The organism is Paenarthrobacter sp. YAF11_1, assembly GCF_052113445.1.
Classification (GTDB): domain Bacteria; phylum Actinomycetota; class Actinomycetes; order Actinomycetales; family Micrococcaceae; genus Arthrobacter.
In genome coordinates, this window is the sequence record NZ_JBFRDF010000007.1 from 93,524 (window position 1) to 114,808 (window position 21,285).

The 21,285-nt window shown below is 64.3% G+C and carries 19 protein-coding genes; 9 read left to right on the top strand and 10 right to left on the bottom strand.

What is annotated here, in order from left to right:
- Window positions 1-73 precede the first annotated feature (73 nt).
- Window positions 74-1,663 carry a sigma-70 family RNA polymerase sigma factor gene (locus AB4Y77_RS12675; RefSeq protein ID WP_311214138.1) on the bottom strand — a complete coding sequence of 530 codons (1,590 nt, stop codon included), beginning with the start codon at window positions 1,661-1,663 and terminating at the stop codon, window positions 74-76.
- A 227-nt stretch (window positions 1,664-1,890) separates the two neighbouring features.
- Window positions 1,891-2,034 (bottom strand): hypothetical protein, encoded by a 144-nt coding sequence (locus AB4Y77_RS12680; protein ID WP_311214137.1) that lies wholly within the window; start codon window positions 2,032-2,034, stop codon window positions 1,891-1,893.
- Between the two features lie 10 nt (window positions 2,035-2,044).
- Here AB4Y77_RS12680 and AB4Y77_RS12685 point away from each other — a divergent pair, with 10 nt between their 5' ends.
- From AB4Y77_RS12685 to AB4Y77_RS12695, 3 genes are all read left to right on the top strand, one after another.
- A complete protein-coding gene (locus tag AB4Y77_RS12685) occupies window positions 2,045-2,587 on the top strand; it encodes a hypothetical protein (RefSeq protein ID WP_311214136.1) in 543 nt (180 codons plus the stop codon).
- Window positions 2,588-2,682: 95 nt separating this feature from the next.
- Window positions 2,683-4,062 (top strand): Ig-like domain-containing protein, encoded by a 1,380-nt coding sequence (locus AB4Y77_RS12690; protein WP_442014197.1) that lies wholly within the window; start codon window positions 2,683-2,685, stop codon window positions 4,060-4,062.
- A 230-nt stretch (window positions 4,063-4,292) separates the two neighbouring features.
- Window positions 4,293-5,120: a DUF1684 domain-containing protein gene (locus tag AB4Y77_RS12695; protein ID WP_311214134.1), complete on the top strand. Its 828-nt coding sequence runs from the start codon at window positions 4,293-4,295 to the stop codon at window positions 5,118-5,120.
- Between the two features lie 26 nt (window positions 5,121-5,146).
- On the opposite strand, the gene AB4Y77_RS12700 is transcribed toward AB4Y77_RS12695, so the two are convergent.
- Complete coding sequence (locus AB4Y77_RS12700; RefSeq protein ID WP_311214133.1) at window positions 5,147-6,460, bottom strand: acyl-CoA dehydrogenase family protein; 1,314 nt, start codon at window positions 6,458-6,460, stop codon at window positions 5,147-5,149.
- Complete coding sequence (locus AB4Y77_RS12705; RefSeq protein WP_442014198.1) at window positions 6,457-7,254, bottom strand: SDR family NAD(P)-dependent oxidoreductase; 798 nt, start codon at window positions 7,252-7,254, stop codon at window positions 6,457-6,459. Before AB4Y77_RS12705 ends, AB4Y77_RS12700 begins: the two co-directional genes overlap by 4 nt.
- An 84-nt stretch (window positions 7,255-7,338) precedes the next feature.
- Between AB4Y77_RS12705 and AB4Y77_RS12710 the strand changes: the two genes are divergently transcribed.
- Window positions 7,339-8,517: a glycoside hydrolase family 76 protein gene (locus AB4Y77_RS12710; protein WP_442014199.1), complete on the top strand. Its 1,179-nt coding sequence runs from the start codon at window positions 7,339-7,341 to the stop codon at window positions 8,515-8,517.
- Here AB4Y77_RS12710 and AB4Y77_RS12715 read toward each other — a convergent pair.
- Entirely contained in the window at window positions 8,514-9,107 is a 594-nt protein-coding gene (locus AB4Y77_RS12715; protein WP_442014200.1) for a YdeI/OmpD-associated family protein, read from the bottom strand. The genes AB4Y77_RS12710 and AB4Y77_RS12715 overlap by 4 nt on opposite strands.
- A gap of 85 nt (window positions 9,108-9,192) precedes the next feature.
- On the opposite strand from AB4Y77_RS12715, the gene AB4Y77_RS12720 reads away from it, so the two are divergent.
- The gene (locus tag AB4Y77_RS12720; RefSeq protein ID WP_442014201.1) at window positions 9,193-9,918 is read left to right on the top strand and encodes a hypothetical protein; all 726 of its coding nucleotides are present in this window, start codon (window positions 9,193-9,195) and stop codon (window positions 9,916-9,918) included.
- On the opposite strand, the gene AB4Y77_RS12725 is transcribed toward AB4Y77_RS12720, so the two are convergent.
- From AB4Y77_RS12725 to AB4Y77_RS12745, 5 genes are read right to left on the bottom strand one after another with little or no spacing between them, the layout of a single operon-like run.
- Complete coding sequence (locus AB4Y77_RS12725; RefSeq protein WP_442014202.1) at window positions 9,915-11,171, bottom strand: M20 family metallo-hydrolase; 1,257 nt, start codon at window positions 11,169-11,171, stop codon at window positions 9,915-9,917. The two genes, AB4Y77_RS12720 and AB4Y77_RS12725, sit on opposite strands and share 4 nt — an antisense overlap.
- 8 nt (window positions 11,172-11,179) lie before the next feature.
- Window positions 11,180-12,916, bottom strand: coding sequence for an amidohydrolase (locus AB4Y77_RS12730; RefSeq protein ID WP_442014203.1), 1,737 nt, complete (start codon window positions 12,914-12,916; stop codon window positions 11,180-11,182).
- Between the two features lie 8 nt (window positions 12,917-12,924).
- Entirely contained in the window at window positions 12,925-14,331 is a 1,407-nt protein-coding gene (locus tag AB4Y77_RS12735) for a gamma-aminobutyraldehyde dehydrogenase (RefSeq protein ID WP_442014204.1), read from the bottom strand.
- A 12-nt stretch (window positions 14,332-14,343) separates the two neighbouring features.
- Entirely contained in the window at window positions 14,344-15,978 is a 1,635-nt protein-coding gene (locus AB4Y77_RS12740; protein WP_442014205.1) for a thiamine pyrophosphate-dependent enzyme, read from the bottom strand.
- The gene (locus tag AB4Y77_RS12745; RefSeq protein WP_442014206.1) at window positions 15,975-17,306 is read right to left on the bottom strand and encodes an MFS transporter; all 1,332 of its coding nucleotides are present in this window, start codon (window positions 17,304-17,306) and stop codon (window positions 15,975-15,977) included. The genes AB4Y77_RS12740 and AB4Y77_RS12745 overlap by 4 nt, the downstream gene beginning before the upstream one ends.
- Window positions 17,307-17,442: 136 nt before the next feature.
- Here AB4Y77_RS12745 and AB4Y77_RS12750 point away from each other — a divergent pair, with 136 nt between their 5' ends.
- The 4 genes from AB4Y77_RS12750 (at window position 17,443) to AB4Y77_RS12765 (ending at window position 21,220) form a co-directional block, all read left to right on the top strand.
- A complete protein-coding gene (locus tag AB4Y77_RS12750) occupies window positions 17,443-18,654 on the top strand; it encodes a PucR family transcriptional regulator (protein WP_442014207.1) in 1,212 nt (403 codons plus the stop codon).
- 156 nt (window positions 18,655-18,810) lie between these two features.
- Complete coding sequence (locus tag AB4Y77_RS12755; protein ID WP_311214122.1) at window positions 18,811-20,196, top strand: MFS transporter; 1,386 nt, start codon at window positions 18,811-18,813, stop codon at window positions 20,194-20,196.
- Window positions 20,193-20,615 carry a RidA family protein gene (locus tag AB4Y77_RS12760; RefSeq protein WP_442014208.1) on the top strand — a complete coding sequence of 141 codons (423 nt, stop codon included), beginning with the start codon at window positions 20,193-20,195 and terminating at the stop codon, window positions 20,613-20,615. The genes AB4Y77_RS12755 and AB4Y77_RS12760 overlap by 4 nt, the downstream gene beginning before the upstream one ends.
- Window positions 20,612-21,220, top strand: coding sequence for an RraA family protein (locus tag AB4Y77_RS12765; protein WP_442014209.1), 609 nt, complete (start codon window positions 20,612-20,614; stop codon window positions 21,218-21,220). Before AB4Y77_RS12760 ends, AB4Y77_RS12765 begins: the two co-directional genes overlap by 4 nt.
- The last annotated feature ends 65 nt before the right edge of the window (window positions 21,221-21,285 follow it).

Sequence of the window (21,285 nt, forward strand, 5' to 3'; positions counted from 1 at the left end):
TTCTCATCTCCGGAGACCGCCATTGAAGTAGTGAGCGGGGAAGGAGGTTCGTGACGCTGCCCAGTCATCCGAATTAGTAGCGGTACTCAAACTCCCCGGTGGCCAGGCCGCTCCCGCTGAGGGAATACCTCAGTACGCCGTCGGACTTCTGGCGCTTGGATTGCACAGTCACATGGAAGTGCAGATCGCTGCGCTGGAGTGAATCCGTGCTGCATGTAACTTCCGTGCTACCCGCCATGGAACACGACCATCCTTCTGGTGCCTCGATGGAGCTCTCCACGATCCGTGAATCCCGGCCCACGGCAAACACCGCCGTACCTGCCCCCAGGGGCCGGGTGCCTGAGGCGTTAAAGTCGACTTCCATGGCCGTGCCGCGGAAGTATCCCTCAGAGGTGCGTCTGGCCGTACCGGAGACCTGTGCCCGCCCCGATGGCGGGTTCGATGGCGCCACAGAAGGAACGGTTGCAGTCGCGGTCGGAGTGGACGTGGTAACCGGAACGGGATCCGGCTCCTGAACCGGTGGCGCCTCTGGCTCCGTTGATGGCTCCGGCAGTGGCTCCGCGGGCACGATTTCCACCGGCACCGGCTGAACCAAGACCGATGGCGCAGGAACCGGCGTGCTGGTTGGGGAGGCTGAAGGTGTAACCAGCACTGGGTCCTTTTCCAATGGCGGGGCGCCCGTTTCGACGGCACGCTCTTCCATATATGCGTCAGGGGTTAGCTGGTCCACTATTCCCACGGCCCCTAACACCAGCCCCACGCCTGCCGCTGCAATGACGGCCATCACGGCGGGTTTCGCGAGGGCGGGAGCGACAAGCACCGCCTTTGCGGGCGCCATCCCGCCGAGGACGCCCAGTCCACCCCCCTTTACGGCCCACGCAGCCACAGGGATACCAGTCACCAGCGGAAGAAGCACCACCCGCATGCTGTTCTCGACGTCCTTCAGTTCCGCAAGTGCTGCCGTGCATTTGGAGCAGCCATTCAAATGCTCGCGAACTTTGCGCTCCGCTGCGCTGGAGAGTCCGCCCCGGAGGTAGTTGCCCAATTTCGTGACGAATGCTGCACAGGCGTCATCAGGCTGATCCGCGATGTGGAGCTGAAGATAGTGTCGCCTCAGCCCCTCACGTGCGCGTAGTGCCAGTGCAGAAACCGCGTTGGCAGACAGCCCAAGAATGGGAGCGACTGCCGCCGGCTTCATGCGTTCAACATCCAAGTACCACAGCACAGCCTGCCAGCGTTCCGGCAAGGCATGGAACGCCTTGGTCACCGTTTGTGATTCAAAAGCGCTCACTGCTGAATCTGAATCTGCCAGTGTTTGGTCCAGGACAGATTCGTCACTGCTTGGCAGGACCTTGCCGGCTTTTCGGTTTCGCTGGTGGGACAGCCGGGTCACCGTGGATAGTAAGTATGCCCGGAAGAAAGTATCCGGCCCTTTGCCCGCCACCAGGCTCTGCAGCACGGACTGGAACGCCTCAGCAACAACGTCCTCGGCATCGCTCAGATTGTCCACGTTGCGCTTGGCTACGGTGGATGCGATGGAAATGTGGCGCTCGTACAACCCGTCGAATGCGGACATCTCGCCGGCACGAACCATGCCAATGAGGTGTCCGTCGCTATCAACGTCGACGTCCACTTGGCTGCCCGCTTGTGACCTTCGTGCCATCTAAGGCACCCCCAAACCGTAAATAATCCTGCCCATATCTATTGAGTGGGGGTAGGCGGCAAGACGTGACGCTGTTTGTACACTGTCTTTAGCAACGATTTGCGGTCCGCCTCGTCACGAAACGGCATTTCCGCACACTCTTCGGATATGACATCGTTCCGGACAAAATCATTCGCAGAGTGCACGTTCTCCCGGCACCTTTTGCTGCGTAGATGGCAGACCACCAGTTACCAAACGGGCTGGCGCTTCCATGCTGACTGGTTCTTGCCCGAAGTCCGGACTGTCGTCACCTCATTGGCAGCCAGCGCGACCGTTCCGGCACCTGCAGCCAAATCCCTGGGCGCGGCGCGGGCCAGGAATGGAGTAAGCATCAGTGAGACCATGACTGATTTCCGGGCGCTCTTCTCTGCGGCCGAACGGTCCCTGGACGTCGATGCCCTGCAGTCAGTGGCGGAAGGCTGGGCCGAGGTTGCAGAAACCGCACCGCCGATCTCGTGCACGGATGTCTACACAGGACTGGCTACGCAAGCACACTTCCAGCGGCGGATCCATGAAATCTCATCCATGGGGGCCGGGCCCGATTGCCCGGGCGCACATGCCATGGCCATCATCTCCGTGGCCGGACCACGAGACAGCCGGAGCCATTGCTGGACACTGTTGGCCCGGCTTGGAGAAGCCGTCAAAGGGCAACTTACCGGCACCGGCGCGATGGCCATGTACCAAAACTCCGCCGTGCACGTGCTGTTCCCGTTCAGTGAAAGCAACCTGTGCAGGCTGGTGGAGTGCAAGGCAGCGCTGGAAGCTTTGGGTGATGGCGATCTGGGCCCTGCGAAGCTGCGGTTCTACCCGTTGTCATCCGCTGCTGCAGCGGCGGCCGCCGCCACGGCACCAGCGGCTCAGGACTCATCCTGCGAAACAAAATAGGCCGGCTCCCGTGTGACGCCGTCACGAACCAGCGTGGCCCACCACTCATCTATTGACGGAGCACCTCACCACGGATTCTAAGGACCATCCAACACATGAAAAATAAGATCCATCTAAAAACCGCGTCATTGGTGGCCGCCCTTCTGGCGGTTGTCATGGCCGTCCTGGGACTGGGCATGACTGCCTTGCCCGCCAGCGCTGCAGAGCTGACGGACGCGGAAATCACCCTGAGGACGGAATCAGTGGTTTCCAGTCAGTGGGACCAAGTGGATCTGACGTGTGAATGGTCCGTGCCGGACAACTCCCGTCCAGGTGACACTTTCAGCATCCAACTGCCGCCGCAACTGCGCTGGTTTGGAGTCACATCATTTGATTTGCAGAATCCTGACGGCGAAGCAGTGGCCACTGCCATGGCAAACGACTCCGGCTTGGTGGTATTCACGCTGACAGACTTTGTGGCGGAACAGCCCCTCAATGTCGGCGGAACGTGTTCCTTCAGCACCCAATACTCGGTTGATCCCGGTGACAGCGAAATTGAGGAACTGAGCTTTACTGTCGGCTCCACAGTCCTGCGCGTCCCAGTAGATGTTCAGCCTTGCACGTCGGAGTGCGGGCCGTCCCTCCCGACAGAAGCAGGCAAAGCCATGTGGTGGGTTGACCCCGCCCAGACGGTCCTTGAGTCGATCTTCTACATGCCGCCGATGCCTGCGAGGACCAACGACGTGGTGATTACCGATACCCCGGCCGCAGGCATGGAGATCGACTGCAGCCGGGTGACGCCCCGCGTTGGCCGCGTGTTGAACGACGACGGAAACATCACAGAGCCTTATGCCAACGAGCAGTACCCTGCAAGCCTCGACTGCACTCCGCAGAAACTCACGGCGAGCTGGACTGGCCTTCCCGAAGGCCTTCACGTAGAGCTCTACGTCGTGACCCAGGTGACCGATCCGGCATTGGACGTCTACGAGAACAGCGGAACTGTCACAATCTCGGGGGAGGAAACACCCGTGTCGGCCCAGACCCGCCGGAGCAGCGGAAGTGGAACAGGCAACGGCACGCCCACGCCCACGCCCACGCCCACAGCAACGGCTACACCAACACCAACCCCGAGCACCGCCACACCCAGCCCAAGCCCCACCACGCCCACGGCAACCTCCACACCAAGCCCGAGCGCCAGCACCACCACGCCAACGGCGACGGCAAGTGCAACACCCGCACCAAGCCCGAGCACCGCCACGCCCATGCCCACGGCCACCCCCACTGCAACAGACGAGCCCATTGTCGTGACTACCGAACCCCTCGTTGCAGGGCCCACGGAGAACCCGTCGGAACCTGCTGCAGAGGCGCCCGAGGAACCGCTGGCCAACACGGGTTCACAGGGAGCGGCATTCGTCTTTATTGCGGCCGCCCTCCTGGCCGTAGGATCGTTGCTCGCCTTCGCGGGATCACGCTGGTCCAGCCGCAGGTCGCACTAGCAAGGCCCGCTGAGGGCTGGATCGACTGATGGGCGGGGCACACGATGTCCAGCCCATCAGTCGGTTCTCCAATCTCGGCTCGCGCTGGCATGGGTTGGGGGCCAGCGCGAGCCGTTCCAATGCAACGGCGCCCCCGGCGTCGGGTCGACTTCAGGGAATGCCCACGCCCGGCGCATAGTTGAGGAAAGTGCAGTCACGCCGAGTGACGCGAAGACAAGCCGAGGAGACCCATGAGCTCGCCCACCACAGCAACCGATGCCCAGCTGGCCCGTTGGGAGAGGTTCCGTGCGGGTCGGCACACGGCCCTGGCCACCGAGCACGGCTGGCTGACCCTGACCTCCTTCCAGTGGTTGGAGTCGGACCCGAGCGAGGTCGAGCTGGCCCCCGGCCGCTGGTCTACTGACGGCTCAACAGCTTTTCTTTCGGCGAGCGCAGCGGACGGCCTCACGTTCGTCGAGACCGGCGAGCCTGTGGACGGGACAGTCAGCGCGGCCCTGCAGGATGAAGAGTCACTGATGTGGGTTCAGTACGGCGGCGCCGACGGTCAACAAGTGGTGGTGGAGCTTGCCATGCGCGCTGATAAGTACGCCATCCGTACCCGGGACAACGGCTCTCCCGTTCTGACGGAGTTCCAAGGCGTTCCCAGCTACGACTACAACGCCGGGTGGGTCATTCAGGGACGTTTCGAAGCGTATGACGAGCCTCAGGACGTTCCTATCGGTACGGCCAATCCTCTGGTGGACGGGGTCCATCGCTCAGTGGGTGAGATCGTTTTCCACGTACCGGGTGTCCCCCATGAAATCCGGCTCCACGCGGAGGAAGAGAAGCTGGGCGCCCTCAACGTGACCTTCCACGATGAGACCAACGGCGCCACCACAGACGAGTGGCGAAAGGTCTTCATCCCTCGCCCCCGCCCGGACGGGTCCGTTGTGATCGACTTCAACCGCAGCATCAACTACCCCAGCGCTTTCACCCCCTACGGCACATGCCCCATGCCGGTGCGGGGCAATTCGATCGATGTACGGGTGGAGGCCGGCGAGAAACTCCCCCAGGATTGAAGTGCGGACCGCAAAGCCCGCCGGGGCTAGGTGATTGCTGAAACCCCCGTCACTGCGCGGCCGACTATCAACGAATTGATCTCGTAGGAACCCTCGTAGGTGTAGATGGCTTCAGCGTCTGCGAAGATTTTGGCGATCCGGTAGTCCGTGACAATTCCGTTGCCGCCCAGAATGGACCGGCCCAAAGCCACTGTCTCCCGCATACGGGCGCTGCAGTAGGCCTTGGCGAGGGCCACCTGGGCCATGTCGGCGCCACCGTGGCGAACGCCTTGGGCATCCGTGGAAATGTCTTCCTGCAGTTGGGCGATCCTCACCATCATCCCCATGCTGGCCACCGCATTTCCCAGCATGTCCACCAGGTGTTGCTGGATGAGTTGGAACTTGGCGAGCGGCTTCCCGAATTGCATGCGCTCAACGGCGTACTGCCGGGCAACGTCGAACGCCGCCAGTTGCTGGCCTACGGCTTGCCAGGCAACCATGATCCGGGAGCCTCGCAACAGATGGTTGGTATCGACGAAGCTGCTGATCCCGGCGAAGCGATCCGCTTCGGCGACTTCAACGTCAACGAAACGGATATCGGCGTTCTGCACTGTCCGCAGCGCGATCTTGTTCTCTATGCGGCTGCGGGTGATGCCGGGAAGTGAAGCGTCAACGATGAACGCGCGAATTGCTCCGTCGGCTTCATCTTTGGCCCACACCAGCATGTAGTCGCAGAACGTCCCGTTGCCGATCCAGCGCTTGGCGCCGTTGACCACCCAGTAGTCACCGCCGTCGGAGGCTGCCCTCTGGACCTTCCGCGCCGTAGTCTCCATGCCACCTGCCACATCTGAGCCATGGTTCGGTTCGGTGAGCGCGAAGGCGCCGGTGGTGCGCAGGTTCGAGGCGTCGTCGAGGTAGCGGTCCTGTTGGGAGTCGCTCCCGAAGTCGTACAGCGATTCAACGAAGAGGTCGTGATGGACCATGAAGAACGTGGCAATCGACGTGTCCACCCGGGTCATCTCGGCGATCACCAGGCCGGCGAACAGGTGCGTGTACCCCCGCTGGGCAGGCGCGCTGAGCCGCAGCGCCGCGAGTTTGGGCAGTATATGTTCGGGGAACTCGGCCTTTTCCCACCATTGTCCGGCGTACGGCGCGATTTCCGAGGCAAGGAAGGTCCGGAGTTCGTTGAGTTTCCGCTGTTCCTGGACGCTGAGCAGCGACTCGAAGTCGAAGAAGTCGGCGGTGGGCAGCCCCGCCACCGAGGACGGTATCGCACCGGAGGAAGGTCTCGCATCCGCGGAGCCCGCCGCCACCGCCCCGGGAGTTGGGGAATCCGCACCACCGCTGTAGTCGCCCATCATTTGATTCCCATTCGGATGGCGCCGTCCAACCGGATTGTTTCACCGTTCAGCATGGCGTTCTCCACTATATGCGCGGCCAATTGTGCGTATTCGGCCGCACGGCCCAGCCGCGCGGGATGCGGGACCTGCTGACCCAGGGAATCCTGGGCCGCTTGTGGGAGACCTGCCATCATGGGTGTTTCAAAGATGCCGGGGGCTATGGTGGCCACCCTGATCAGCGAACGTGCGAGTTCGCGTGCCAGGGGCAGGGTCATGGCCGCCACGGCACCTTTCGAAGCAGCGTAGGCAGGCTGTCCGATCTGGCCTTCGAACGCTGCCACGGATGCTGTGTTGATGATGACGCCGCGCTCGGGTCCGCCCAGTTCGGTGGAAACCGGGTCGGTTTCCACCATGGCTGCGGCGGCGAGCCGGATCACGTTGAAGGTTCCCACGAGGTTGATCTGGATGACTCTGTTGAACGTTTCGAGGGGCAGCACGCCGTCGCGTCCCAGCACCTTGCCGGGTGTGGCGATGCCCGCGCAGTTGACGACGATCCGCAGCGGGCCAAGGGAGGTTGCAGCATCGACGGCGGCCTGAACCTGCGCTTCATTGGTGACGTCGGCGGGGACAAAGACCGCCCTCGGACCAGAACCTGCACCCCCGGCGTTCAGTTCTGCGGCGTAGGTGTCTCCCGCCGACTGCGGCAGGTCCACCAGGACCACCGACGCTCCGGCATCGAACAACCGCTTCGCGGTGGCGGCCCCCAGCCCTGATGCCCCACCGGTAATCAGCGCGACCGTGCCCTTGATGTCCATTCATCCTCCTTGATGCAGACCCAAAATCCGTTAATGCATGTTAACTGGAATTGTGAGCCGGCGCACCCTCGGTAGGCTGGGACCATGCCCGCCGACGCTTTTGCTGCCGACCAGCCGCTCCCCCTCACAGGCCCGGATGAGTGGGCAACGCGCGCCAACCAGGCCGCCCGATCAGTAACGCGGACCTTCGGCCGGCGCCTGCTTTTCCTTCCCGGCACGCACATCGGGGCGGTCAGCCTTCCCGCCAACACCCTTCGCAGCGTCTTTGGTCCCTGGCATTACTGGTGGCAGGCGCACTATGTCGATTGCCTGGTGGACACCGGCCGCCGTGAGCTGGCCACCACAACAAAGTTCGACGGCGCCTCCCGCCCCAGTGCGGGCAGGCTCGCTTCGCGGCTGGTCACCACCATCCGGCTGCGGAACCTGTTGAGGTTCGAGAACCACTTCTACGACGACATGGCCTGGCTCGCCCTCTCCACGCTCCGGCTGGAGAAGCTGGCGGAGGAAACCAGGAACCCGGGTCGACGGCGCAACGCGTACGTCCGCAAGAAGCTGACCTTGCAGTTCGACTCGGCCTCCACAGACGATCTGGGCGGCGGAACGTTTTGGAGCACGCAACGGGACTTCAAGAACACCCCTGCCACAGCTCCTGTGGCGCTTTACTTCGCCCGAACCGGGCACAGTGAACGGGCACAGTCGCTGGTGACGTGGCTCAACAGCCGGCTTTTCCACCCGCAACGGGGCGTCTACATGGATGGACTTCGCATCCGCCATGGTGACACCGTCCTGGAGGATGCCGTCTACACCTACAACCAAGGCCCGGTCCTTGGCGCCTTCCTGGAACTTGGTGGCCAAGAAAACCTGGATCGTGCTGCGGGGCTGGTTGAGTCGGTGTCCCGCGAACTGACCCTGCCCGGAACACGTGTCATCCATGGCGACGGTACGGGCGACGGCGGACTTTTCACCGGCATCCTGGTCCGCTACCTCGCACTCGCCGCGCGGGATCAACGGTTGCCCGCCGCGGCTCGGGAAACTGCCCGGGCCTTGGTGCACGCTACGGCCGAAGCGTTCTGGCTGACGCGCCGTGAAGCGCCGGAACTGCGGCGCTCCAACGCCCCCACCGAAACTCCGGCGCTTATTTTTTCTCCTAATCCCCTGCGGCCGGCGGCCGAGACGTATCCGGTGGGTGCCGCCGTCGAACTTTCCACGCAGCTTCAAGCCTGGATGACGTTCGAAGCAGCCGCTACCCTGGCGCCAAGCTAGGCGGGACGCTTCCTCTGCGGGTACGGCGTTTCGTGCCGGGCCAGCATCTCCACAAACCCGGCAATCTTGCGGGCCCGGGTCTCTGCCCGTTTCACCCCGTTGGTCCGGTGGATCAGGGCGAAGCGGTTCTGGGAGGTCAGGACATCGAACATCGCCTGCGCTTCCGGCACAGCGGCGATGGCGGAGGCGAGATCGTCCGGGACCACGGAGTCCGCGGGACCGGCATAGGCAGCTTCCCAGCGGCCATCGGCTTTGGCGGCTTCGACGGCGGCACGTCCGGCGTCGGTCATTTTGCCCTCGGATTCCAGGCGGGCAATATGCCCCACGTTCCGGGCTGACCAGATGCTTTTGCGGCCGCGCGGCGTCATGCGCTGCATGTAGCTTTGGTCGTCGCGGCTCTTCGCTTGACCGTCGATCCAGCCGAAACACAGTGCCTCATCCAGGGCCGCGTCATAGTCCAACTCCGTGACAGTGCCGCCTTTCTTGTGCAGGATCAGCCACACTCCCGGACTCTCGGCAGCGTGCGCCGAAAGCCAGTCACGCCACGCGGCGCCGTCTTTGATAAGGAGTTCCTGGAGCTCAAGGGGCATGGGTCCATTCTGCTGTGAAACGGGCGACCCCAGGCAAGGCCACGCGGCATAGGCTGGGAAGTGACCACCCAGCCTAGGAGGACCCATGCTGCGATCCCGTCCCACCCACTACACGTCCCGCCCAGCGCAGTGGTCCACGCTCCTCCAAGCGCTGGGGCTGGTGAAGACCCTGGACGAGGACGGCTGGTGGGAGTTCGACGCCGGCTCGGGTCGCCTCGCGGTGGGCTTCGTGGAGCACGGCCACCCGTTGGATGGCTCCACGATCTTCGGTGTGGAGGTGGGCAACCTCGCGGAATTTGTGCGCCGCACCGAGGAAGACGGCACCCAGGCAGACTGGACTGAAACCCAGGACGGACCCACTGTGCGGATCTCTGCCGAGGACGGTTTCGAGTTCTTTGCGTTCCCTGCCACGAGGGCAGCCGATGGCACGTGGACCACGTCCACGGAGGCCGACCCAGCGCTGGCCGTAGTAGCCAGCTGGATCAGTCCCTTTGTGGGCCTTGCGGCCAACGATCTCCGCAACATCGGCGCCCGGCCGCGCACGGAGGATGACGAATCAGCCACGTTCACTACCAAGAACGGCGGCATCCTGCGGGCGATCCACGGCGAGGACAGCGCCAACGGGGATCTCTCCTTCGAGTACGACGGCGGGTTGGAACCGTTGTTGCACCGGCTCACCGAAGCGAAAATCGAGGCCAGGATCAGCGAGGACGTGCTGTACGTGGCCAATCCGGATGCTGCGGGCGGCTCGGCACCGGCGTCGATCGTGGTGGAGAGAGCACCAACACCGCCGACGCCGGAAACCCGCTAATCCTCCAGCGCCCCGTCACACAGGCGGGCAACCACCTCGGTGAGCATGGTCAGGCCAGCCACGATGTCTTCGTCCGTGGTGTATTCGTGCTCGTTGTGGGAGATGCCGTCCACGCTGGGCACGAAGAGCATCACGGTGGGGACGAGGTCCTTCATGTTGGTGGAGTCGTGCCCGGCCAAGGTCATGACTTCCTTGTTGGCCAGCCCCAGGTCGGCGGCCACCTTGGCCGCGAGTTCCACACCCTCCGGCTGGTATGGGGTGACCGCCCAGGAGTGTGAGTGGTTCTTTTCCACAGAGACGTTGGCCAGCCGTTCGATCTCCGTGATGCGGGCGTGCAGCAGTGCGTCGGCCTCGGCCAAGACGGCTTCGTCGGCGCTGCGCAGGTCCAGCAGCAGGTTCACCCTGGATGGCACCACCACGGGCGAGTTCGGGTACACGTTGAGCTGGCCCACCGAGGTGTGGAGCACCCCGGGGAAGCGGTCGGCGAGTTCGCGTGCCGCAACTACCAGCATCGAGGCACCGAGCAGGGCATCCTTGCGGTCCGCGATGACGGTGGAACCGGTATGTGCCTGCTCGCCGTGGACCACGAACTCATACTTGTTCGCGGCCCAGTTGGAGCTGACAAGCCCGATGGTGACGCCTTCGCGTTCCATGCTGCGGCCCTGCTCGATGTGGATCTCGGCGCAGTACGCGGCTTCCGGTCCTTCAAAGGTGCCGCGGCAACCAATCGCGTCCAGGGCGTCGCGCACCGCGATCCCGGCGGCGTCCTTGGTGTTGAGGGCGTCCTCCAACTCCAGCTTGCCGGTGTACACGGACGAGCCCATCATGGAGGGCTTGAAGCGGCTGCCTTCCTCGTTGAACCAGTTGACGACGGCGAGGTTGAATTTGGGTGCCGTGGCGCCGGCTTCCCAGCGGGCGGCCAACCGGAACGCGGCGTGGGCTGCCGCGAGGACGCCGAACGCGCCGTCGTAACGTCCCGCCGTCGGCTGTGAGTCCATGTGCGAGCCCACCACCACGAACGGCGCACCGGGCACGGCTTCGTAGAGGCCCCACTGGTTGCCGGCGTGATCGAACTTCACCGTGAAGCCGTGCTCCTCCAGGAGGCCGGTGAGCCAGCGGCGCTGTTCGCCGTCGGGAATGGTTGCGGCTTGGCGGTCAACGCCGCCGTTCGCCGTGGCACCGAAGGCGCTCATGGTCCGGAAGTCCTGCACGAAGGCGGTGTCCTGGGCGGTGAAACGTGTGGTAGTTGTCATGGTCTCCCCTATGAGCTCTGTGTCGCTGAAACACGGCCCGCTGAAACAGGGGCCTTGAACGGACTTTCCGAGGAAGGTTCCGCGTGGAAGTCGGTTGATTGATACGTAAAGCGGCCTCCGACGGCGGTGGCCAGGACGCGTAGTTCGCTGATGCTGGGTGCCGTCAACGGTGAGGCGGAAAGGACGGTAAAGTCGGCGAGTTTGCCCGGCGACAGCGTGCCCTTGTCCGCAAGGGAACCTGTTGCTGCGGCGGCTCCGGACGTGTAGGCGGCGAGGGCCTGGTGTGGGGTGAGGCGTTCGGCGGGGTTCCCGAAGACGGCCCCGGACCCGGTCCGGCGGTCCACGAACGCCTGCATGCCACGGAGCACGTTTCCGTCGGCGACGGGCCGGTCCGAGCTACCGGCCAAGACAACTCCTGCTTCCAGGAAACTGGCTGCCCGGTAGGCCCACGGCAAACGGTCAGGCCCGAGGGACGCGGTCATGCCGTCCCCGCCGTCGCGGAAGAAACTTGCCTGGGGTGTCACGGCGATTCCTGCGTCCGCGAGCCTTGTCAGCTGCTCGGGCCGCGTCATGGAGGCGTGCTCGATCCTGTTGGGCAAGCGGCGCTGCCCGTACACGGCCTGGCAGTCGCTGATGATATCCACCGCGAGGTCAACGGCCCTGTCCCCGATGGCGTGGGCCGCTATGGACCACCCGGCGGCGTAGGCGGCCTCGATGCGTTCCCGCAGCTGGGCGGGGTCCGCTTGGAAGTAGCCCGTATTGCCGCGGTTGTCTTTGTGGCCGTGGCTGCAGAACTCGTGGCTGACGGCGGCGGTTTCGCCCAGAAGCGAGCCGTCCAGGAACACCTTTGCCGGTCCCAGGGACAGGTAGTCATTCCCAAAGCCGCTGGTGATGCCAAGATCCAGCCCGGCCGGGGCGGCACCAACACTGTCAGAAGCATGCCCGTTGAGGCCGTGCAGCACATCGAGCACCGGCATCACCTGGGCACGGGCATGCAACCGGCCGTTGGCGGCAGCGCTCTGGTAGGCGGCGAGCTCGGCCGGGCTGTGCCCGATCCATCCGCCGCCCACCCCGGCCTCGGTGAAACTCGTGATGCCCTCGGAGGCGTAGTACAACGTGGCCCTCTCGAGGGCGGCTTCGATGTCCTCCAACGAATACGGCAGGATCAGCTGCTGGATCAGTTCCTGGGCCGTCTCCTGGACGAGTCCGGTGGGATGTCCCGCTGCGTCGCGGATGATCGCTCCGCCGTCGGGATCCGGAAACGACGGCGACTCGGCACCTGCCAGCCGCAGCGCGGCGGTGTTGACCACTGCCATGTGCCCGGAGTTGTGGCGCATGAACAGCGGCCGCTCCCCCGTGATGCGGTCCAGCTCGGCAATGTCCGGGAAGGACCCGCCGTGCTGTGTCTGGCTGAACCCGGTAGCGAAGAGCCAGCCCTCGCCGTCGGTCCCGGCGTTGCTGACAGCAGCTGTCAGCAGCGCATAGAGCTCTTCCAGGCCGCGGGCACCGGACACGTCCAGCTCCGCCAGGCCCAGCCCGAACCAGGTGGTGTGGCAGTGGGCATCGATGAAGCCTGGAGTGACGGTGGCACCGCCAAGGTCTAGAACTTCAACGGCGTCCAAGCCATCCAGATCGTGATCCAGGCCCACGATGCGTCCGTGCCAGATACCCAGCGAACCGGCCACCGGGCGGTCCGGATCCATGGTGATGATCTCTGCGTTCTGCAGGAGGAGGTCGAGTTTCATGTCAGGTTCTAGCGGTGGGAGGTGGTGACGGATTTGATGCGCGTGTAGTCCTCGAGCCCATAGACGGAGAGGTCCTTGCCGGTGCCAGAGTGCTTGAATCCGCCGTGCGGCGCTTCGGCCGGAATTACCTGGTGGCAGTTGATCCAGACGGCCCCGAAGTCGAGCTCGTTGGATACGCGGGTGACTACGCCGTGGTTCTCGGACCACACGCTGGATGCCAGCGCGTACTTGGTGTCGTTGGCGAGTTCGATGGCTTCTTCCTCGCTGGCGAACGGCTGGACCGTCAGCACCGGACCAAAGATTTCGTCGCACACCACCTCGTCTGTCTGGAAGACGCCGTCGATCACCGTTGGCTCAAAGTGGAAGCCGGTTCCGGTGCGCTTGCCGCCGGACAGGACGCGGGCGTTGGCGGGCAGGCGGGACATGAAGCCCTCAACGCGCTCCAACTGCGCGGCACTGTTAAGCGGGCCAAGATCGGCTTCCCCGCCGCCTACCTTCAGGGCGGACGCGGCGTCAGCCAGGGCTGCTGCGAACTCCGCATGAATGTCCTGGTGCACCAGGACGCGGGTCACTGCCGTGCAGTCCTGCCCGGCGTTGAAGAAGGCAGCCAACGCGATTTCGCTGGCCGTCCGTTGGATATCGACGTCGGCAAACACCACAGCGGGCGCCTTGCCGCCAAGCTCAAGGTGAACGTCCTTGAGGGTCTTGGAGGCTGCAGACATGACCTGCGCGCCGGCCCGGGTGGAGCCGGTAATGGACACCATTTCGGGGATGTCGTGCTCCACCATCGCAGCCCCGGCGTCGCGGCCGCCGCAAACAATGTTCACGACACCGGCCGGGTAGACCTGCTGTGCCAGTTCACCCAGGACCAGCGTGGACCATGGGGTGGTGTCTGCAGGTTTGAGGACCAAGGTGTTGCCCGCGGCGAGGGCCGGACCGATCTTCCAGATGGCCATCATGAACGGGTAGTTCCACGGCGTGATCTGGGCGACCACGCCGATGGGTTCGCGCCGGATGGTGGAGGAGAAACCCTCCACGTACTCGGTCTGCGCCGTGCCGGAAACCACCCGGCATGCCCCGGCGAAGAAGCGCAGTTGGTCCGCGCCGCGCAGGATCTCGAGCTCTTTGGTGAGGGCGGAAGGCTTGCCGGTGCAGGCCACCTCGGCCTCGAGCAGACGGTCAACATTCGCCTCAATGAGGTCGGCCAGCTGCAACAGCAGCGACTGGCGCGTTCCCGGCGTCGTGCGCTTGTAACTCTTGAAAGCTGCGGCAGCGGCTTGGAAGGCGGAGTCGACAGCGGCGGCGTCACTGTCCGGGGCGGTGCCGATCTGCTGGCCCGTGGCGGGGTCGAAGAACGGCAGGCTGGCCGCGGCGTCCACGGACTCGCCGTTGATGATGTTCTGAAGCTGAATCACAGGAGGCTCCGGTCAGTTCGTTGAAGTCTTGGGAGAACGCGTGGTGGGGTCCTGCGGCAGGTGCAGCAAGGCCGGGAGGCCGGAGTCGACGGCGCGGCGGAACGCGGCGGTGAAGTCTTCCGTGCGTTCAACACGCTCGCCGTAACCGCCGTAGGAACGGGCGAGGGCGGCGAAGTCCGGGTTGGTCATGTGCGTGCCGGAGGGCCGGTCAGGATAGTGCGCTTCCTGGTGTTCGCGGATAGTGGCGAAGATGCCGTTGTCCACCACCAGGACGATAAATTTTGCGCCGTAGCCCATGGCCGTGGCGATCTCCTGGCCGTTCATCATGAAGCAGCCATCGCCTGCCACGGAGATGACCTGACGGCCCGGGTAAGCGAGCGACGCGGCCACGGCTGCAGGGATGCCCATGCCCATGGCACCGTTGCGCGGAGCGGCCAGGGAATTGGCCGAGTTGTGGTCCAGGTACCGGGCGGGCCACAGGGCGTGGTTTCCGGCGCCGAAGGTGAGGACGGCGTCGTCGGCCATTTCCTTTTTGAGGACCTCCATGGCGACACCCAGGTCTACGCCGATGCCGCCGTCGGGCGCTGGCGTAGAGAAGCTGAGCTGATCGGCGCGGGCGCTGGCGAACCAGCCCTCCTCGCGGTTGCCGGTCGCGTGGGTGGTCGCATTAGTGGAAGCCAGTGCCGCAGCGAACGCCGTGACATCCGCGATGATGTGCTGGTCCACGCGGCCGAAGTGGCCCAAGAGGTTGGCGTCGGCGTTGACCACGACGGTTTCGGCATTGAGTCCGCGCTTGTAGCCATCGGACAGGACATCGCCGCGGACGCAGCCAACAAAGATGATCAGATCGGCGTCGTCCAGGCGCTGGGCGTTGGCGTCGCTGCGGCCGTAACCCAGGAAGCCGGCGTAGGCGTCGCTGCGGTGCGGAACGGCATCGTAGGCGCGGAAGTCGGCCACCACCGGGACGCTGTGACGGCTCGCCCACGCGGCCAACTGCTCGCCGGACTCTTGCGTCCAGCCTTCACCGCCGACGACGACCAGCGGCTTGCGTGCGGCCGCCACCTTGCGCGTGAGGCCGGACAGGTCCGCGGGAGCCGGCTCAGGACGGGCAATCCTGCGGGGTTCCACGGTGGCGTTCTCCACCACGTGCACCAACACGTCTTCCGGGAGGCCGATCACCACGGGGCCGGGGCGTCCGCTGAGGGCGGTGAAGATGGCGTCGTCCACCACGCGGGCGGCGGACGCTGCGTCATCGAGGGTCACTACCTTCTTGGCGGTGCTGCCGAACCAGGCGTTGATATCGAATTCCTGGAAGGACTCGCGCCCCCGGTCCGCGACGGGGATCAGGCCCACGAACAGGATGAGTGGAGTGGCGTCCTGGTAGGCGGTGTGGATGGCGATGAAGGCGTTGGCCGCACCCGGACCGCGGGTCACCATGGCAACGCCCGGGAGTTCAGTCAGACGGCCTTCGGCGAGTGCCATGAACCCGGCACCGCCTTCCTGGCGGGCCACCACGTTCTGGATGGGCGAGCCGTGCAGGCCGTCAAGGACATCCAGGAAGCTCTCGCCGGGAACGGTGTAGACACGCTTGACGCCTGCCTTTTCCAGTTGGGCGACGATCAAGTGGCCGGCGGTGGTTGTGCTCAATGCTTCATTCCTTCTTCTTCGATGGAAAGCGCGGGGAGGAACAGCCCGGAGAGTGCCGTCAGTACGGAAACCACCAGCAGGATGATGGCGCCGGGCCAGAAGGAGTTGTTGGCTGCTACCAATGCGGTGGCGATCAGCGGCACGAAGCCGGAGATGACGCCGGCAGTGTTGGAGGTGATGGCGACGCCGGTGTAGCGGACCTTCGTAGCGAACAGGGCAGTCAGTGCGGTGCCGGAGACGGCGTATGGGATAGAGAGGACGGCGACGCCGATCATCATGCCCAGGACAACAAGGATGGGGTCGCGGCTGTCGATGGCGAGGAAGACGGGGATTGCGATGATGGCCGAGGCCACGCCGCCCCACAGGATGACCTTGCTGGCGCCGAACTTTTCACCCAGGCGGCCGGCCCAGATGAGGGCGCCGATCTCCAGGGCTGCAGCGAGCAGGGTGCCCATGAGCAGGAGTTCAGAGGGCAGCTTGAGGACTTTGGTGCCGTAGAAGACCACGAAGCTGGTGATGAGGTAGAAACCGCCGATGCCCAGTAAAGCCGAGCACATGCCCACCAGGATCTGGCGCCAGCTGTTCTTCAGGACGCCGCGGATGGGGGCGTGTTCGGTCTCGCCGGACTCCATGAGGGCTTCAAATTCGGGTGATTCGCTGAGGCGGCTGCGGATCCACAGGGAGATGGCAAGCAGCGGGATGGCGGCGATGAAGGGGATGCGCCAGCCCCACGCGTCAAAGTTGGTTTGTCCCACCAGAAACAGCATGCCGAAGAAGCCGCCGGAGGACAGGATGGTGCCGATCGGGGAACCGATCTGCGGCAGGGCGGCGTAACGTGCACGCTTTTCCACGGGCGCATTCTCGACGGCGATAATCACCGCGCCGCTCCACTCGCCACCTACCGCGAGGCCCTGAACGATGCGCAGGGCTACCAGCAGGATGGGGGCTGCCAAGCCGATGGTCATGTAGTTCGGCAGGAGACCGATGAGGCCGGTGACAATTCCGATGCCCACGATGGTGACCATGAGGATCTTCTTGCGGCCAACCTTGTCTCCGAGGGCACCGAAGATGAAGCCACCGATCGGGCGGGCTACGAAGCCGACCGCAAGAGTGGCAAAGGATCCCATGGCCGCCACGAAGGGGTCTTGGGAAACGAAGAACTGTGCGTTGAACACCAGCGCAGCGGCTGTGGTGAAAAGGAAGAAGTCGTACCATTCCAGCGCAGTGCCCACGAGGGCGGCCAGGGCCACCTTCTTGGTAACGCTTTCATCGACGACGCGTACTGCCGTGGGACTGGCGTCCGTGGCTCCGCTGACCGTGCTTGCCATAGTTGCTCCATGAGTGCGAATGGGACCGGGCGTTGGGGGTGCCCGGACATATTTGTGTGACTCAATCCATAGTGCCAGTAGTTTTTCCCAAAATAACTAGCAATACATCACGGAATCAGGGCGCTATAATGTGTGAATGCACAATTCTGATACATCCGGGCATGCCGCTCGTTGGACCGAGCTGGTGGATCAGCTTGAAGGCAGGCTGGACACGCTGGCGCAGGCCTTCACCACAAGGGTGCGGGAGATCCCCGAGTACGGCGAAAGCCAAGTGACGGTCCTGGAAATCCAGGAGACTGCGCGGGAAACATTCCGGCGGCTCATCAACGGCTTGAGGAATGGCAGGACGGACAGCCGCGATGGCCTGCTCGATTTCGCTTCCGACCTCGGCTCCAAACGCGCCAGAGCCGGCATTCCACCGGAATCCCTCACCTCTGCCGTGCGGCTGGACTTCAGCATCCTCTGGGCCGAACTGTTGGAAATCGCCCACACCGAGGACGCCGCCTTGCTGGCCACCCGAGTGGACCAGGTGTGGAGCGTGGTGGACGAATTCGCCACCCGGACGCACACCAGCTACCTGACCGAGCGCGTCAGCATGGCACAGGAAGAGTCCAGCATCCAACGGGAGTTCATTGCCCGCCTGTTCAACCAGAGCAGCCCGTCCCTGGAAACGTCCTCCCAAGTAGCTTCGGCACTGGGTATCAACCCTGAGCAGCGTTTCGCCTTGGTGGCAGCAAGCGGTGAACCCGGAGCCCGACTTCGCGCCGCAACATCCCAGTTCGGATCGGGGCAGCACACCCGGCAGCGCTTGTTCCTGCACGAATCCGGCGGCAACACCTATGTTTTCTGGGCTCTTCCGGCCGTTCGGACGCGGGGTCCTGAACCCCGAGGCGAGACGCACAGCCCTGAAGCCGAAGGCCAGCAGCTGCCACCCGGCGTCGTCGATGTCCCTTGCGGCTACGTGCCCGAAGTCCTTGGACTGCGCGCCCTCCCAGGGGCCGCCCGTACCGCCGAGAGCCTCGCCGCTTTACTGCGGCCCCGCGATTCCGGTCCGCTGTCAGCCGATTCCGCTTGGGCCAGGTTGGCGCAGCAAAACCTGCAGGACGCCGGCTTGGACCTCGCAGCGGAACTTGAAGAAGCCTTGGCCGAGTGCCGGGGCGGCGAGCGCGAGCGGCTGCTGGAAACCGTCCGGAACTACCTGGCCACCGGCAATGTCACCGTTACCTCCGAGCAACTGTTCTGCCACCGGAACACCATCCTCAACCGGCTCAACCGTTTCCAGGAGCTGACGGGAATCGACCTCGCAGTTCCAGCGAAGACGGCAAGGCTGGTGGTGGCGTGGGCGTAGGGCTCTTGTGACGGCGCCCGCGCTTCGGTGTGTGTTTCCACATTCCTGGCCGCATTTTGCTGGAGTTTATGCCATTGATGGTGTGATCGGGCACACACCATAGTTGGAGCTACCTTGCACCGGACATTCGTCCCCGCACCCCATCCGGAGAATCAGATGGCCCACACGGTAGATACTTCCTCCGCATCCACATCCAGGCTGGACCTGGCCAAGATGCGCAAGATTGCCCTTGCCAGCGTTATTGGCACCACCGTCGAGTGGTACGACCTTTTCGTCTTCGGAACAGCGTCGGCCCTCGTCTTCAACAAGATCTTCTTCCCCAGCTTCGATCCAATCGTCGGCACCATGCTGGCGTTTGGCACGTTCGCTTCCGCCTACATTGCCCGCATGGTGGGCGCTATCATCTTCGGCCACTTCGGTGACCGTCTGGGCCGCAAGTCCATGCTGCTGGTCTCCCTCCTGACCATGGGAGCGGCCACCTTCGCCATCGGCCTGCTGCCCGACTACAACAGCATCGGCATCATGGCGCCACTGCTGTTGCTGTTCCTCCGCGTCATCCAGGGCCTGGCCCTGGGCGGCGAGTGGGGCGGCGCCGTCCTGATGACGGTTGAACACGCTCCTCCCGCCCGTCGCGGTTTCTACGGTTCACTGGTACAGGTTGGCGTTCCCGCAGGCACCCTGATCGCTAACGTGGCCTTCCTGATTGTGGCCTCCACGGTCAGCACCGAGGCCCTGTACTCGTGGGGCTGGCGCATTCCGTTCCTGGCCTCGGTCCTGCTGGTTTCTGTTGGTATCTACATCCGGCTGCACATCGAGGAAACCCCGTCCTTCCAGGCAGTCAAGACCGCCGGCGCCAAAGCCAAGATGCCTTTCGCCGCGCTGATGGCCAAGTACTGGAAGCAGGTTGTCCTGGGCGGCGTCGCCACCCTGTCCACGGGCAGCACCTTCACCCTGCTGGTGGCCTCCGGCGTCTCCTACGGCAAGAAGGAACTCGGCCACTCCGAGAGCCTGATGCTCTGGGTGGTCCTGGCCTCCTGCATCCTGGGACTGTTCCTCATCCCGTTCTTCGGAAAGCTCTCCGATAAGTTCGGCCGCAAACCGATCATCTTCGCCGGTGTTGCCGCCGAGGCCGCCCTCGCGTTCCCCATGTTCTGGCTCATGGACACCAAGTCCGTGGCACTGCTCTTCGTCGCCTACCTGGCCATGATGACCGCGTTCTGCGCCAACTACGGCCCCATCGCCACCTTCCTTGCCGAGCTCTTCGGATCCAAGGTCCGCTACTCCGGCCTGTCCGTGGCGTACATGCTGTCCGGCCTCTTGGGCAGCGCCGCCACCCCGTTCGTCACCACCTGGCTGCTGGGCATGACAGGACAGAGCTCCTCGATCGCCTGGTACATCATGGCCGCAGCCGGGCTGTCCTTGGTGGCCCTCTTCCTGCTGACCGAAACCCGGTACGGCAACATCGATGCCGTCGACGAAGCCCCGGCTGCTGCCGGCTCCTCCTCCGCCGGTTCGTCGACGGAAGCCGCGGCAGCCAAGTGAACCCAAGCACCATCGAGCGCCTGGCCGGCATCCCCGGCCAGGCGCCCGCCGTCGGGCCTTTTTCCCCGGCGGTCATTGCCAACGGTTTCGTCTTCACCTCCGGCCAGATCCCCGCGATCACCGGCCTGGATGACCAGCCGGACACCTTTGAAGGGCAGGTCCGGCAAACCATCCAGAACCTCGCGGGGGTTTTGGAAGCCGCCGGGTCCAGCCTTGACCACGTGGTCAAGGTCAACACCTACCTGACCAGCCAGGACCAACTGGAGGAGTACAACCGCGTGTACGTGGAATACTTCGGCACCGCCAAACCGGCCCGGACCACCGTATGCGTGAGCCTGTGGGGTGTGTCCTTGGAAATCGAATGCGTGGCCGTCCTTGCCCGTCAGGTCGCTGCCCGTAAACCGGAGGTGACCCCGTGACCCCAACACTCCTGCAGGACCTGAGCGATGTCAGCTACCCGACCATCGGCCACTTCCTCGACGACGGCTTCGTCTCCCCCGCCATCCAGTCCTTGCTGGCAAACGTGAAGATCGCCGGCCCCGCCGTCACCGTCCGGATCGATGACCACGACGCCATCGCCATGAACCACGCCCTCCTCGCGCTCCGGCCCGGCGATGTGCTGGTGGTGGACATGGGCGGCGACCACCAGCACGCGCCGGTAGGGGCCGTCACGGCAGCCGCAGCACTCGCGCAAGGTGCAGCCGGCGTCGTAGTTGATGGCGTAGCGACCGACGTGTTGGAACTGCGCCAAACCGGCCTCCCCGTGTTCGCCCGTGGGACGTCATGCCTGACCACCAAACGCCTGTACGGGACGGGTTCCGCCGTCAATGTTCCGGTGCACTGCGGGGGCGTCGAAGTCAACCCGGGCGACTTGGTCCTGGGCGACGACAACGGACTGATCATCCTGTCCCCCGAAGCCGCGCGCGACGTGCTGGGGAAGGCGCTCGCATCGGACGCGGCCGAGCCGGCCATCCTCGCCCGCATAACATCCAGGGAGCCGCTCGAGACGATTCTGGCCCTCTAATACCGCCGAGAGCGTAACCTCGCAGCCACCGGAACGCCACCAAGGAAGTTCGGCTGGGGATGGGG